Below are 13,981 nucleotides of genomic sequence, written 5' to 3' on the forward strand. Positions count from 1 at the left end.
CATGCGGGACATGGATGGTCTGATCGCCTTCATCGAAGGCCGCTCGCGCACGCCGTTCGCCTGGGGGCGGTCGCGCAACGATTGCATCAGCTATGGCCTCGGCTGGGTCGAGGCCCAGACCGGCGTTGATCTGCTGGAGGGCAGCGGGCTGCGCTGGCGAAGCGCCTTGGGCGCCAAGCGGGTGATCGATCGGCTGGGCGGCCTTGAGGCGGCGGTGGACGCCTATCTGCCGCGTATCGGCGGCGCCATGGCGAAGCGCGGCGATGTCGGCCTGATCCGCAGCGACGGCGCCACGGCGCTGGCCGGGTTCACCCTGGTCGGTATCGAAGGCGACACCGTGGTCGGTCCCGGCCTGCTGGGTTCAGAGCGCCGTTTGCGGTCCGAGCTGGTGATCGCCTGGTCGATCGAGGACGTGCGCCGATGAACCTGATGTCGTTCCTGCCGCGTCGCGCGCGACTGCTGGCCTGCACCGCCTTCACCGCCATGGCCATCGCTGCGCCGGCGCGCGCGGACCCGATCTCCGCCTCGATCGTCGCCGTCTTCAGCACGATCGGCGTCACCGTCACGGTCGCGGCCGTCAACAGTTTCCTGATCAGCGCCGCGTTGAGCGTGGGCCTGAGTCTGGCCAGCAAGGCGCTCCGCAAATCGTCGTCGGATGTTCAGGAACGTCAGGCCAGCGTCACCACGATCCAAGTGGGTGAGGTCGCGCGCGAATTTCTGTTCGGGCGCGTCTGCACGGCCGGCTCGCTACTCGACGGGTTCAACTACGGCGGCGAATACGGCACCGACTGGGAGTGCCTGGTGATCGACGTCGCCTCGCACCCGATCGATGCCCTGGAAGGCTTCTGGATCTACGACAAATACTACGCCTTCAGCGCGAACGGCGTTCAGGGCTGGTCGGATGGCGGGCTGGATATTCAGTTCGTCAATGCGACGCCAGCCGGGTCCGCCCCGCCCGCGCGTTTCTCCGCTTCGGGCTGGTCCTCGACCGATCGTTGCGCCGGCGAGACCGTCATCTGGTTCGCCTACTCCGCGAAGTTCGTCGAGAAGTATGGCGGCCGTCCGCAGCCGCGCTTCGTGGTGCGCGGCAAGCGCCTGTATGACGCCCGCAAGGATTCCACCGTGCCGGGCGGATCGGGGTCGCATCGCTGGACCAATCCGGCGACCTATGAGTGGTCCGAGAACCTGGCGATCGCGCGGGATAACTGGGTGCGCGGCATTTACGCCGGGGATCAGGTGACGACGCCGCAGCACCTGTTGGTCGGGCGCGGCCTGAGCGCGGTCGAGGCGCCGCCTGAGCGGGTCTTCGCCGCCGCCAACCTGTGCGACGAGGACGTTGCGCTGAAGGCTGGCGGGACGCACAAACGCTATCACGGCGGCGGCGTCATCCGGTCAGACGAAGATTTCGCCAACGTCGAGCAGATGTTCGCTGACGCCATGGGCGGCGTCGTCGTCCAGCGTCAGGGCGGCGTCGAGATCGATCCCGGCGCGGCGAAGGCCGTGGTGATGGAGATCACAGACGCGGACTTGGTTGTCGGCGCCAAGATCAACTTCGAAGAATTCCTGCCTGATCCCCAGCGGATCAATACGGTGATCGGTCGCTACATCGAACCCGACCAGCGCTGGAACGACCATGCGGCGCCGGTGCGCCGCTCGATCGTCGATATCCAGACCGACGGGCGGCCCAAGGAAGAGCCGCTGTCGCTGAACTTCGTCACGAACGGCGTTCGCGCCCAGCGCATCGCAGAGTCGCGACGCCGTCTACACCGGATGGAACGGCGGGCCGGGATTACGCTAGGCCCCCGCTTCGCCGCTTTGGAAGAGGGCGACTGGATCGGCTGGACGTCGGACCGCTACCATAAGGGTGGACGGGTCGTTTATCGGATCGAGCAATATGGTCGATCCGCTGCGTGGCAGAAGACCCTGAACCTGCGCGAGATCGCCGCGTCGATCTCCAGCTGGACCGCCGCAACGGACGAAATCACTCCCGGCGCCGCCCTGCCGCCCGAGCCCGCCGCGCCCGCGCCGGTGGCGTTGTCGGACGTCTCGTTCCAGGGGGCGTCCCTCGGCGGCGTGCCGGGAATACGCGCGACCTACGCCACCCCGGTCGATCCGGCGGTCGAGGGCGTGCGTCTGGAAATCCGCGGCGTGGATCAGGCCGAGATTGCGCCGACCATGACGCGCGATCTGACCGGCGCGATCGAGACGACGAACGGCGTCCCCTCGGCGCAGGACATCGAAGTCCGCCTGCTCCCGATGACGGCGCCGCACCGCGCGGCGGCATTCGTGGATTGGACGACGATCACCACGTCCCAGCTGGTCGCTGGCCAGATCGTCAATCAGGGGCCGGGCGCGACAGACCCTCGCGATCCGGACGATATCGCGGGCAATCGGGTGTTTGCGCCGCGCCTCACCCTGACCTCGTTCAACTCCTCGACCGCCGGGCAATATGCGCTGGTCGGCGCGACGGGCTCCATTCCGCCGGGGACGAACACCGGCAAGGTGCGGATGACGGCGGCCGGTAACTCCTACCTGTCGATGAACGCCGGCAACTTCGCGGGCATCGACGGCTTCTACCTGACCACTTTCCGGGCAAAGGTCCGCGCCCCCGTGGACGCGCCGATCGCGCAGCAATGGCGCGGCCTGATTTGGGTCTACTCCCCTTCCTTCGCCAGCGGCCGGAAGGAGAAAACGGTCACCTTCCCGAAGCAAAAGAACGGGTCCGACCGCATCCCGACCGACGCTTGGCCGTGGGTGGAATGGGACTTCAGCGGTGATGCGGACTTTGAAGGCGCCACGATCACCGAGGCGCGTTTCTACCTGCTGCCGGTCGGCGGCGGCGCCATCGACATCGACCAGGTGCTGATCGGCAACCGCACCAGCGACGCCCTAGGCCTGCGCGGCGTCAAGGAGAACGCCGATCCCACCGCCCAAAACGTCGCGGCGGGCTTCGTTGGTCAGAAGGCGTTGTCGCTTCTGGATAAGGTCTCATACGCTGAGTTGGTGACGGCGGATGCGGGCGGGAACGAGTATCCCGACCCCGACCTCCTGGGAACCGTGGGATACACACCCGCGAACGCCGCCACGGTCTGGAGCATCCAGGCCAACACCTCGGCCAAGGGCACGTCGAAAAACGAGATGCGTCTCGACGCGTCCCCCGCGACCAGCAGCGTTGCGGTCACCAGTCCGCCCATGGGCATCGATGCAGACGGCGCGACCTACATCTTCATGTGTAATCTCGGCTCGGTCGGGGGTGACGCCAACGTCTCGGCCCGCCTCTATGTGAGATGGTTCTCTGACCGGGCAGCCTCCGCTGCGATCGGCTCTCCCGTCCTGCTGATGGAAAGTTCGGTCACGGGCGGTGATGATGTCACGAAGATCGCCATGGCTGCGGCTCCGGTGGGGGCCGTGAAGTTCGCGCTCTATTTCTATCGCGTCGGGCAGGACACGACCGATCGCGCACAGTTCAACTCGCCGATCGTCCGCCGCGCAACCGACCAACAGATGCTCGCCGCCAAGGCTGCCAAGCTGGGCGTCCATGTCACCCGAGAGGACGGCACAACGGCTTTGACCGACGCCGCTGCTGTGACGACGCTAGGTGTGTCAGCTGGTTTCCAAGGCCAAAAAGGTCTCGCCACACGCGATGACGTGGTGGCCGGGGTGCATATCCGATCCTCGGCGAACGTTCTGTTGCGTGGACAGGATCTGGTGAACGGCGATGCTGTGATCCGGCAAGGCGGGTTGCTGCCGAACTGGACCTTCGAGATCGCGGACAGCGAAGACAAGCCGGCCGGCATCATCCCAGTCTACAGCTCAGGTGGAAACCGTAATCATCTGGGCTTTCAGGGCGCCGCTCGGAACACACTCCTCGTCGGCAGCGTCCAGTTCGGCGAGAGCGACTCCAACGTGGGCTGCGGCTTCCCCGCCATCCCCGTAAGCGACAAGCTGACCTACCGACTGACGATCCGTCACAGACGGCTCCAAGCGCTCACGACGCCGCCGACCAGCGGCTACTACTTCCGCATGTTCGAGGCCGTGGCCCTGGACCCGGGCACAACCCACGTCGGCTATCCGAGCCATCCGGGCTGCACGCCTTTTGTCACTGTCAAGACGCCGATCGACAACGCCGCCTTCCCCGGCACGGCCTTCACCGTGCAGACCTTCGACTACACGCCGACGCCCGGCACCAACTACATGACAGTCGGATTCCTCAACACCGTGGCGACGACTTGCGATGTTGAGATCGACTATGTGCTGGTGACGCCGGACATCCCGCGCATCCAGTGGTTTAACGACGCCGGCCGAATGTTCGACGGGCGGGGGTTGCCCCTCAACGCCGCGACCGGCAAGGGCCTGACGATCTCGCCGACCGTCATGCTTTCCGCGCCCGCGACGAACGCGAACACCTCGATTTCCGTGGCGGCTTCGACGGTCACCTATCCCGGCGGTTTCAGCCAAAGTCTGCCGGCGGCGACAGTCACGGGACTGACGGCTGGCACCGACTACACCGTCTATCGGGACTTGCTGACCAATAGCTACGTCGCACGCACCGGGTCGCAGACGGCCTACAAAACTTCGGCCGACCGCTACCTCTGGATGGGTTTGTTCACGACCGCGCTGACCAGCGGCGGCGGCTCATACCCCAGCCCGCCGCCGCCGCCTCCGGGCTGGGGCGGTGGAACCGGGGACCGCCCCTACACGACCTTCGAATAAGCATCGGGTGTGAGATCGCATGACCATCCACAACATCACCGACCAGTTTGAAGGTCTCAATCCGCACGACCGGGTCTATCGCTCGGACAGCGGCTACACCGTGAAGGTCAAGGTCGTTCAGCGCGAGACCGGCGCGCCCGAGCGGCTGTGTTTCGCTGTCACCGGATCGCTCTGCGACGACGCGACAGCGCTGGCCCAGACGCTGGGGGACGGATGGTTCATCCTGCCGGCCGTCGAACTGGCGCCTCATGCCGAAACCCTGACCGACCTGGCGACCGTGGTGGAAGACGCCCGCCTCGACATGGTCCGTCGGGTCGAACTGGCCGCCATCAACCGCGCCGCCGCCCAGGCTCTCGACGGCGTCCTGACCGCCTGAACCCAAGGAAAAGACCATGATCCAGACGACCGACAGCCTGCCGGACCTGACCGGCGGGGTAAACCGCCACTACGCCCTGCGTGCCGCTCAGCTGCAGAAGTTCGAACCGGCGCGTCCGCACTTTGACGCCGCCTTCAATCATCTGTCGCCGGTCCAGCGGGTCGCCGCCTATGGCGAAGCGCTGTGGGCCTGTCGCGATCAGTTCGCCGCCGAAGACCGCGAGTTGATGGGCCAGATCGGCCACTACTGCGCCAGCTATAGCCTGTTCGGCTATGCCGATGAGGACCGGGGCTATCGCATGCTCGCGGCCCTGCGCCGTGACGGCGGCGAGGATGGGGCCAATCAAGACCCGGCGCTCGATCCGGCGCCCAAGGTTGTGCTGGCGACGCAAGACGACAACTGAATCCAGTAAGCCGCCCAACGGCTGTTCCACCACGGCCTGATTATCGGAGACCTCCATGGCTCGTTTCATCCGCTGGGTGGCGGAACCCTTCACCGTGTTCGGGATCGGCGCGCTGCTGAACCTGATTTTGAGCGCGGCGGCCTATGCCGGCGTGATCGGGGCGGACCGAATCGACCCCGACTGGATCTTCCTGGCCGGCGCGGCCGGGGGGATCGTCTCCGCCCTGGTTCACGTCGGCGTCGTGTCGCTGGGGTCCGAACCGGCGACCTCGCGGGAGATCGTCCGGGCCGTGATCGAGGGCGTGTTCGCCGTCGTCGTCGGAGCGCTGGTCGCCCGCTTCTGGGCCGCGCCCATCGCCTTGCGCCTGGCGCCCGACATCAACCCATCCGACCTGCGAGCCATCGGCTTCGGGATCGGCATGGGGGCGTGGCGGTTCGCGCCGGGCCTGTTCGGGGCCGTCAAACTGCTGTCCAACCCCGCCACCCTTCGCGACCTGGCCCTGCGCTGGTTGGGCGGCACGAGGGCCAACACATGACCCCAGTCGATATCGTCACCGTCATCACCGCCGGCATCGTCGGCCTGACCGTGTTCGCCCGTGCCGAGATCGTTTCGCCCCGCGTGCGAAGTTCCTACGCCAGCAACTGGGTCGTTCGGCGACTGATGGACGCTGTGTCCCTGGTGACGGTGTTCGTCATCTTTGAAATCGTTGGGGGCGCGCATGTGCCCGACGCCGTCGCCTGGTTCTTCGTCTTCGCCGCCCTGACCTCGACCGCCATGCTTGTCAGCATGTTCGTCCACGACGGGCGTGAGGTGCTGGAGGTTCGGCGGGCGGAGACGCGGGCCGCCGATGTTCAGGACATGAAGGACGCGGTGGCGGAGACGGTGCCGCCGGTCGTCGAGCGATCCCTGGAAAAGGTGGTCACAAACTTCGCCGAACCTGCGCCGGATTACGACCGGTTGATCCGAGTTGAGCCGGTCCCTCCCGTCGCGCCGTCTGGCGACTGACGAACCGGGTTCGCGAACGGCGTTCGCCCCCGAGCTGCGAACTGGATGAACGAGACAGGCCGCACAGACAATATCGCCTTGCGGATACGCCTGCGATGATTGTCGCGTAGATGGCTACGCCTCCTCTAGGTAGGCATGGCTACGCCTGTGATCGCGGCGGGATCAGCAGGGAGGAGAAGCTGCTGCACAGACGTTACAATACCAAGTGTTTCGGCCTCCAGCGGGAGGAGGCGGCGCTCCTCTCTGCCAAAATAATGATCGATTTGCAGGTCCCGCCACGCAAGGCGCTCTCTAAACGGTGCGGCGATTAGGTCGGTGTTCGGCGCGCGTTGCCCCGCGTTGGGACCGTCGGTAAAACTCGCCATGTGGAGCACGAAGGCGCTGATCGGGGCGCACGTCCTTTCATGCCCGGCCATGAACACGGTCGCTGCGATCGACTCGCATGGTCCGAAGGCGTGCGTATCGACCCGCAAGGGAAGGCTACGGATGAAATTGTAGAGCCCGACGCCGGAAGTCACGTCACCGCCGCCGCTACAAATGTGGAGCACGATGCGCGAGGCACCTTCGCGCATCGCCAAAACCAGTAAAGTTTCCGTGTTCCGAGCGCTGACGGGTGTCATCGGTCCATGAAAAATCAGGTGGCGGTCCATCTCGGCAATCTCCCGTTCGCATCCTGCCCTTAGGCAAAGGTCTGACTGATCAACTGGTCGGTCAGGTCCAGATGGACCTCTAGAGCGGCAAGGGCTTCGGTTCGTGCGCGCTCCGCTGCGGCCCGATCGCCGGCCGTCAGGTGCGCCCCGAACTCGGTGATCTTGGCGGCGACCAGTTGCTCCGCACCCATCGCGCGCCGTTCCAGCGTCCCGTCAACCATTTGCGTGCTCCCGCCCCAGGTGACGCGACCCGGCCAGTGTCGCCACTGACCAGGCCGCCTGACGCCGTTCCAGCACGAACCGCGACGGCGGCGACTTAGCCGCGAAATCCAACCTTCACAATCCGGAGACTGACCATGGACGTTCACGCGCTCCAGCGCTTCCTGCTGTCCCAAGGTTTCGACCCTGGCGAGATCGACGGCCAGTTCGGCATGAAGACCGAGGCCGCCCTGCGCGCCTGGCAGGCGTCACGCGGCATGAAGGCGGACGGCGTGATCGGGCCGTTGACGCGAACGGCGCTCACCCTCGCCGGGCTGGTCTTCGCCGCTCTGCGCGTGACCACGCGGTGCGTGGACTTGATCAAGGCGTGGGAGGGATTGGAAGACGGCGACCCGGCGACGGTGCTGCTGGAGCCCTATCCTGACCCGGTCGGCATCTGGACCGTCGGCTGGGGCCATGCGCTGCAGAACCCGGACGGATCGTGGTGTCGGACCCGCGCCCGGGCCGAGGCGGCCATGAAGCGCCTGTTCGGCGCGGCGGCCATCACCCGCGACCAGGCCAAGGCGCTTCTGGCGGCCGACATCGAGGTGCGGTTGCCTTCGCTGCTGGCCCTGCTGGACGGGGTGACGACGTCGCAGGACCAGCTGGATGCGCTGATGTCGTTCGTCTTCAACGTCGGCGCGGGCGCCAAGGGCTTCGCCGGATCGACACTGAGGAAGCGGCATGCGAACGGCGTGCGCGTCTCGGCGCGGATCGACTACGGCAGGGCCAAGGCTCTGAGCCAAGCTGGTGACCCGAGCGGTCCGACCGAGCATGCGTTCGGGGCCTGGTCCAAATCGTCGGGCAAGTGGTTCCTGGGCCTGTTCCGCCGGCGCATGTGCGAGGCGATGGTCTATCGCGGCGACGCCCTGGACACGGCGCTGGCGCATGCGGGGGCGCTGAAGTGATCCGCGCCGTTCATATCCCTGATCGGGACGCGTTCATGAACGGGCGCATCGCGGGATCATTCTTCGTCTCTGAACCTGATCCAGACGATGGTGTTCGGTCGTTTTGGTATTGTTGCCCTTGCGGGTGTGGGCGCCGCGCGCCGCTGCTGGCAGGCGAGAAGTTCAAGCCCGAGGACGGACCTTCTTGGAACTGGAATGGGTCGTTCGACGTGGCCACGCTGATGCCTAGCGTCAATCACATTGACCACTGGCACGGCTGGCTGATCGGCGGTGAGTGGCGCTCATGCTGACGGATCATCGCCATTCACCAGAATGCCCTTGGCAGTGGTTCAACCCTTGTCGGTGCCATCTGGCGTCGGCGCGTGATCGGATCGTCCGTGAGGTTGCCGAGGCCTTCGCCGGTGACCTTCGTCGCATCCTTGAGAGGAAACCATGACCCGCACCCTAACTGCCCTCGCCGGATGGAAGGGCTACGCCCTGACGGCCGCCGTCATGCTCGCCGTAGGCTTCGGCGTGGGCTGGACTGTGCGGGACTGGAAACAGGGCCGCATCGACGCCGACGGCGCCCAACAGCAGATCGTCTATCGCGACCGCATCATCGAGCGCGAACGCGACCAGGCCGCCGTCACCTCAGACGTCGAAACCAAGGCCGCTCAGGCCCAGGTGCAGATCCGCACCGTCACCCAGACCATCATCAAGGAGGTCCCTGTCTATGTCCCCGCTGAAGCTGATGCTGCTTGTGTCGTGCCTCGCGGCGCTGTCGTCCTGCTCAACGCCGCAGCCGCCGGCGACCCGCTTCCCGAATCCTCCCGCCAGCCTGATGCAGCCGCCGCCAACGCTGAGGCCTCTGGAATTGCCCTCTCCGGGCTAGTCGCGGTCACGGCCGAAAACTACGGCGCCTATCAGTCGGTCGCCCGCCAGCTGGTCGATCTACAGGACTGGGTCCGTCAGCAGCAGGCCGTGACCAACGCTCCCTGACCCTGCGTTGAGCCCCTCACGCTCCGCTATCAAGGCCCGTCATCCGAAAGGGTGGCGGGCCTTTCGTCGTTTCGTCTGACGAAAATGCATGTGCCCGTGTCCCGGATATAACCGTCCGTGGCGTGATCTCCGGATGGTTCGAATGAGGTCACGTCGAAGAGGATTGGGGCGATCCCGCTAAGTTGGGTCATCGCGTCATAGTGGGGCAACTCGCGCTGCCCTGGATCTGGACCGATCCCTTCGACAGCAATATCCAGATCCGGAACAGGTGAGGGACTGGCCTTCGGCCGCCGGACGCCGGTGACCCGAGATCCGAACAGCCAAACCGAAGCCACATCGCTTCGGGAATGAGCCCAAGCAATAATCCCGGCGACCCACAGCGGATCGGTGTCGAAATGCAGTGCGCTCACAGGGCGGATCATACACGACTTCATCCTGCAACGCCCTGGGTTCGTACCGAGGGCGTTGTGCGTTCGAATGGTCTAATGCCCGCTTTCGCCAAGTCCTCATCGGCGCACATGCCGGTGATGGCGCGTCTATAATTCCATATGTCCGACTCGACCTCATTGAGCCATGCGTTCAGCCGACGCGCCCAGATGATCTGGCCAGGCTCCGCAGTCGATACGTGGAAGCCCTCGCCGCCCGGATCGCGCTTCGAATAGACCATGACATGGCGGGACTGGCAGGCGCCGCAATGAAGCGTCGCAGCCCATTCGCTGACCTGGGCGGGCAACCACTTCGTGAAGCGGGTGACGATTTCACGGCCTGAAATATGGACGTCCCTGCTGCACCCCCTGCACTGAACGACCAGTTGATTGCCGCGATGGGGCAGGTCGATCATCCGGCCTGAGACGCCAGAGAGGTAGGGCGCGCCGGTCATCGCCGCGAGAGGCGGGCCGCGAGCATGTGGGTCTCGTCGGCCGTCATCTTGGCAAACTGGCCCATGCCCAGCGCGAGGGCGGCGCTGACCAGGCGGTCGTTCTCTTCCTTTGACACATAGGCGACGTTCGATCCCGGCCCCGGTGTCGCCGGCAGGCTGGGGTGCGGTGGCGGGTTGCGCACGGCGTTCGCGGCCAGTTCGGCCTCCAGCTGCATCAGTTCTTCGCTCGATAGGGGTTCCGACATTCCATCCTCCGTCGCGCCACCGACTGGAGCGCGGCATAGCGCGATGGGAACGTGAGGTGAACAGGCTGTGCCGTCAGTGTGACGCGGCGTTCGCGTTTCGTGTCGGAAGTCGTCGGGAGGTCGCGGATCGCGAACCTCCCGAACTCAGGCGGAAAGCCTGAAAAAGCTTGGTGCGGGCGGCCGGGGTCGAACCGGCACTCCTTTCGGAACAGGATTTTGAATCCAGCGCGTCTACCAATTCCACCACGCCCGCAGAGGCCGCCTCATGCCACAAGGGCGGACGCGGCGTCTAGCCTGAACCTTTAGGCTGCAACCTCGACATGGCTGTCGGTTCCGCCCGCCAGGACGCGGCGGGCGCGGATGTACATTTCGACGCGCTGCATGACGATCAGGCCCATGGCGAAGACCAGGAAGGCGTCGGTCACCGCCATGGCGTTCAGATGCCATTGGGCGGCGTGTCCCTCGATCAGTTCGCGCAGGAAGGACCGCCCGGCGAACAGCACCACCACCAGGATCAGGCCCAGCGGCGAGGCCTGGGCCATCAGGGAACCGTTCGGCTCCTTTTCGATGGTGACGGTCTTGCCGCGATACCAGCCGGCGACGCCGCCCAGGACGCCGCCGAGCGCCAGCACCGCCCAGGCGTCGGGGCCGAACGGGGCGTGGGCCATGTTGGGGTTCTGCGTCGTGCCCCACAGGCCCAGGCCGATCAGCGGCAGGACGATGGCCGGCATGACCCACAGCAGATGCGTCTTCAGCACCCGCTTCCTGCGGTTCTTCAGCAGGACGAGCACCAGCATGACCGGAATGATCGCCAGCGGGATCAGTTTTTCAGGCGGCACGTCGTCTCTCCCCAAGGACCTTTGGCGGCCTCCCCCGAGGCCGACGCGACCAGCCTAGCCCTGTCAGCCCGCGCTGGAAAGCGGGCTCACCGTCTGTTCGATGGCGCCGAAAATCGAGTGGTGGTGGGCGTCCAGCATCTCGATCCGCACCGTGTCGCCGTGCTTGAGGAAGGGGGTCTCGGCGGCGCCGCGCAGGATCGTCTCGACTGTGCGGACCTCGGCGATGCAGCTATAGCCCAGGCCGCCTTCCGACACCGGCTTGCCGGGGCCGCCGTCGGCGTCCTTGTTCGACACGGTGCCCGATCCGATGATGGTCCCGGCGCCCAGCGACCGGGTCTTGGCCAGGTGGGCGATCAGGGTGCCGAAGTCGAAGGTCATGTCCACGCCGGCGTCGGCCTTGCCGAAGTCCTGGCCGTTCAGCTGGACGGTCAGCGCGCCATGCAGCTTGCCGTCTTTCCATCGGTCGCCCAGGGCCTCGGGCGTCACCAGGACGGGCGACAGGGCGCTGGCGGGCTTGGACTGGACGAAGCCGAACCCCTTGGCCAGTTCTGCGGGGATCAGGTTGCGCAAGGATACGTCGTTGACCAGGCCGACCAGGCGGATGGCCTCAAGCGCCTGTTCGCGCGTCGCGCCCTGGGGCACGTCGCCGACGACCACGACCACCTCGGCCTCCAGGTCGCAGCCCCAGGCCTCGTCGGCCAGGGGGATGGCGTCGCGGGGCGCCAGGAAGCTGTCGGAGCCGCCCTGGTACATCAGCGGATCGGTCCAGAAGGTGGCGGGCATTTCGGCCCCGCGCGCGCGGCGCACAAGCTCGACGTGGTTCACATAGGCCGAGCCGTCGGCCCACTGATAGGCGCGGGGCAGGGGCGATGCGGCCTCATGCTCGCGGAAGCGGCCGCGCGGGACGGCCTCATGCTCCAGGCTTTCGGCCAGGGCCTGAAGCCGGGGGCCGCAATGGTCCCAGTCGTCCAGAGCGGCCTGCAGGGTCGGGGCGATCAGGAAGGCGTCGGTGAACCAGTTCAGGTCCTGCGAGACGACCACGAGGCGGCCGTCGCGGCCGTGCTTGAGCGAGGCGAGTTTCATGCTTTAGGCCTAGACCGGATTTGCAGGATTGGAAACCGAGCGTCGATCACCCGTTGGGCGTCAGCAGGGCGCGGGCCTCGGCGCCGGTACGGGCGGCCGCGTCGCGCACCTCGACCTCGACGATGACGCCGCCCTCGGGCTCGACGGCCCACAGGTAGCGGCGCTCGACCTCGACCGTGCGGCCGGACGGGGCGAAGCCTTCGTAGCTGTCGCCCCAGGGGGTGATCTTTTTCAGCTCGACGAAGGGCATGGCGCAGGCGGCGTCCAGCTCCTCCTGGGCCATTAGGGTCAGTTCGTCGTCGGATGCAGTCATGGGCTCGGTCTGGAAAAAAGAGAGTCTCAAACGTCTGAATAGTCTGAAATCAGGGCTCAGGGTTCATCGGCGTATATGGCGACGCGGGCCGGAGAGGTCGAGGAGACCGCGCCGCGATACATGCCTGAGGTCGACAGGGCGAAGGCGGGGGCGCCGCCCGTGGTCATGACGATGACGCCGCCCAGGCCGCCGAGGGCTTTCGCCTCATCGATCTCGGCCTGGGCCGCCGTGTCGGCGGCTGTCGCGCCGCCGATCCGGGCGCAGATGTCGCGGGCCACGGTGGCGCGGATGAAATATTCGCCGTCGCCGGTGGCGGACACGGCGCAGCCGTCGGCGTTGGAGGCGTATGTGCCCGCTCCGATGATCGGCACGTCGCCGACCCGGCCCCACTGTTTGGCGGTCATGCCGCCGGTCGAGGTGGCGGCGGCGAGGCGACCCTGGCTGTCCAGGGCCACGGCGCCGACCGTGCCGAACTTCTTCTCGTTCAGAGGCGGGGCGGCGGGGTCGTCGGCCGCCATGGGCGTGGTCGGCTCGGCGGGTGCGCCGGCCGGCCGGTCGGGGATCGGCAGGCGCTTGGCCGCCAGGGTGTCGATCAGGCCCCGCCAGCGGCGCTCGGTGAAGAACCAGGCCGGCTGAACCTGTTCCAGCCCGACGGAGGCGGCGAAGGCGTCGGCGCCGGGGCCGATCAGCATGACGTGGGGCGAGCGCTCCATCACTGCGCGGGCGGCGGCGACGGGATGGCGGGTGGTGGTCAGGCCCGCCACCGCGCCGGCGGTCAGGTCCGAACCGTCCATGACGGCGGCGTCCAGCTCGTTGCGGCCCGCCGCGGTGAAGACGGCGCCGCGCCCGGCGTTGAACAGGGGATCGTCCTCCATGATCTCGATGGCGGCCTGGACCGCGTCCAGCGCCGAGCCTCCGCCGTTCAGAACGGCCGACCCGGCGTCCAGCGCGCGTTGCAGCGCCGCGCGATAGGCGGCGTCCTGCTCCGGCGTCAGGCTGGAGCGTTCGATGACGCCGGCGCCGCCGTGGATGGCCAAGGACCAGCGGGGCGCGGCGTCCTGGGCGTGGGCCGGGGAAAAACACAGTGCAAAAAGTGCAATCAGTCCAGAACAGACGGCGCGCATCATCAAACCCCCGCCCGGCGCGACAACAGGGTGCAGGTCGTGCACTTCCTCTCGAAGAGGCCGGTCGGGAACAGTCTAACCCAGCGCGCGAGCGTGTCAGGTCGATTGGCCGAAGAAAAATGAAAACGACGCGAAGTCAGGGTGTTGGTTCTCGGCGGTATGACAGTTCGCCTGCGCGATAGGGCGCTCTTCGCCCTCCCGAGGGG

Annotated in this window: 18 protein-coding genes and 1 tRNA gene; 9 read left to right on the plus strand and 10 right to left on the minus strand. The window is 66.6% G+C overall.

The features are described 5' to 3' along the window. Position 1: 1 nt before the first annotated feature. Genes ACODSC_RS11110 through ACODSC_RS11135 form a run of 6 tightly spaced genes read left to right on the plus strand, consistent with a single transcriptional unit; the run spans position 2 to position 6,497 of the window. On the plus strand, positions 2-424 hold the full coding sequence (locus tag ACODSC_RS11110) for a DUF6950 family protein (RefSeq protein ID WP_488813968.1): 423 nt from the start codon (positions 2-4) through the stop codon (positions 422-424). Beyond that, a complete protein-coding gene (locus ACODSC_RS11115) occupies positions 421-4,713 on the plus strand; it encodes a hypothetical protein (RefSeq protein ID WP_488813969.1) in 4,293 nt (1,430 codons plus the stop codon). The genes ACODSC_RS11110 and ACODSC_RS11115 overlap by 4 nt, the downstream gene beginning before the upstream one ends. A 19-nt stretch (positions 4,714-4,732) precedes the next feature. Continuing rightward, the gene (locus tag ACODSC_RS11120; RefSeq protein ID WP_488813970.1) at positions 4,733-5,089 is read left to right on the plus strand and encodes a hypothetical protein; all 357 of its coding nucleotides are present in this window, start codon (positions 4,733-4,735) and stop codon (positions 5,087-5,089) included. Positions 5,090-5,105: 16 nt separating this feature from the next. Then, the gene (locus ACODSC_RS11125) at positions 5,106-5,492 is read left to right on the plus strand and encodes a hypothetical protein (RefSeq protein ID WP_488813971.1); all 387 of its coding nucleotides are present in this window, start codon (positions 5,106-5,108) and stop codon (positions 5,490-5,492) included. Positions 5,493-5,547: 55 nt separating this feature from the next. Then, positions 5,548-6,027, plus strand: a complete 480-nt coding sequence (locus tag ACODSC_RS11130; RefSeq protein ID WP_488813972.1) for a hypothetical protein — start codon at positions 5,548-5,550, stop codon at positions 6,025-6,027. Then, positions 6,024-6,497, plus strand: coding sequence for a hypothetical protein (locus tag ACODSC_RS11135; protein ID WP_488813973.1), 474 nt, complete (start codon positions 6,024-6,026; stop codon positions 6,495-6,497). Before ACODSC_RS11130 ends, ACODSC_RS11135 begins: the two co-directional genes overlap by 4 nt. Before the next feature lie 125 nt (positions 6,498-6,622). On the opposite strand, the gene ACODSC_RS11140 is transcribed toward ACODSC_RS11135, so the two are convergent. Then, positions 6,623-7,147 carry an ATP-dependent Clp protease proteolytic subunit gene (locus ACODSC_RS11140; RefSeq protein ID WP_488813975.1) on the minus strand — a complete coding sequence of 175 codons (525 nt, stop codon included), beginning with the start codon at positions 7,145-7,147 and terminating at the stop codon, positions 6,623-6,625. A 29-nt stretch (positions 7,148-7,176) separates the two neighbouring features. Then, a complete protein-coding gene (locus tag ACODSC_RS11145) occupies positions 7,177-7,368 on the minus strand; it encodes a hypothetical protein (protein ID WP_488813977.1) in 192 nt (63 codons plus the stop codon). 135 nt (positions 7,369-7,503) lie between these two features. Here ACODSC_RS11145 and ACODSC_RS11150 point away from each other — a divergent pair, with 135 nt between their 5' ends. The 3 genes from ACODSC_RS11150 (at position 7,504) to ACODSC_RS11160 (ending at position 9,291) form a co-directional block, all read left to right on the plus strand. After that, a complete protein-coding gene (locus tag ACODSC_RS11150; protein ID WP_488813978.1) occupies positions 7,504-8,313 on the plus strand; it encodes a glycoside hydrolase family protein in 810 nt (269 codons plus the stop codon). 35 nt (positions 8,314-8,348) lie between these two features. Continuing rightward, positions 8,349-8,603 carry a ubiquitination-like system serine protease family protein gene (locus ACODSC_RS11155; protein ID WP_488813979.1) on the plus strand — a complete coding sequence of 85 codons (255 nt, stop codon included), beginning with the start codon at positions 8,349-8,351 and terminating at the stop codon, positions 8,601-8,603. Between the two features lie 142 nt (positions 8,604-8,745). Further along, entirely contained in the window at positions 8,746-9,291 is a 546-nt protein-coding gene (locus ACODSC_RS11160) for a hypothetical protein (protein WP_488813980.1), read from the plus strand. 29 nt (positions 9,292-9,320) lie between these two features. Here the strand turns inward: ACODSC_RS11160 and ACODSC_RS11165 are convergent, their stop codons facing one another. The 8 genes from ACODSC_RS11165 to ACODSC_RS11200 form a co-directional block, all read right to left on the minus strand. Continuing rightward, positions 9,321-9,713, minus strand: coding sequence for a hypothetical protein (locus ACODSC_RS11165; protein WP_488813982.1), 393 nt, complete (start codon positions 9,711-9,713; stop codon positions 9,321-9,323). Between the two features lie 8 nt (positions 9,714-9,721). Next, positions 9,722-10,132 (minus strand): hypothetical protein, encoded by a 411-nt coding sequence (locus tag ACODSC_RS11170; RefSeq protein ID WP_488813984.1) that lies wholly within the window; start codon positions 10,130-10,132, stop codon positions 9,722-9,724. A 35-nt stretch (positions 10,133-10,167) separates the two neighbouring features. Beyond that, positions 10,168-10,416 (minus strand): hypothetical protein, encoded by a 249-nt coding sequence (locus tag ACODSC_RS11175; protein WP_488813985.1) that lies wholly within the window; start codon positions 10,414-10,416, stop codon positions 10,168-10,170. Positions 10,417-10,584: 168 nt separating this feature from the next. Then, positions 10,585-10,669: transfer RNA gene (locus ACODSC_RS11180), tRNA-Leu, on the minus strand. 49 nt (positions 10,670-10,718) lie between these two features. After that, complete coding sequence (locus tag ACODSC_RS11185; RefSeq protein ID WP_488813986.1) at positions 10,719-11,255, minus strand: CcdC protein domain-containing protein; 537 nt, start codon at positions 11,253-11,255, stop codon at positions 10,719-10,721. Positions 11,256-11,318: 63 nt separating this feature from the next. Further along, positions 11,319-12,338, minus strand: coding sequence for a fumarylacetoacetate hydrolase family protein (locus tag ACODSC_RS11190; protein WP_488813987.1), 1,020 nt, complete (start codon positions 12,336-12,338; stop codon positions 11,319-11,321). Between the two features lie 46 nt (positions 12,339-12,384). Beyond that, positions 12,385-12,651: a hypothetical protein gene (locus tag ACODSC_RS11195; protein ID WP_488813989.1), complete on the minus strand. Its 267-nt coding sequence runs from the start codon at positions 12,649-12,651 to the stop codon at positions 12,385-12,387. A gap of 56 nt (positions 12,652-12,707) precedes the next feature. After that, positions 12,708-13,820 carry an isoaspartyl peptidase/L-asparaginase family protein gene (locus ACODSC_RS11200; RefSeq protein ID WP_488813990.1) on the minus strand — a complete coding sequence of 371 codons (1,113 nt, stop codon included), beginning with the start codon at positions 13,818-13,820 and terminating at the stop codon, positions 12,708-12,710. Positions 13,821-13,981 lie beyond the last annotated feature (161 nt).

Source organism: Brevundimonas sp. FG128 (assembly GCF_057809775.1).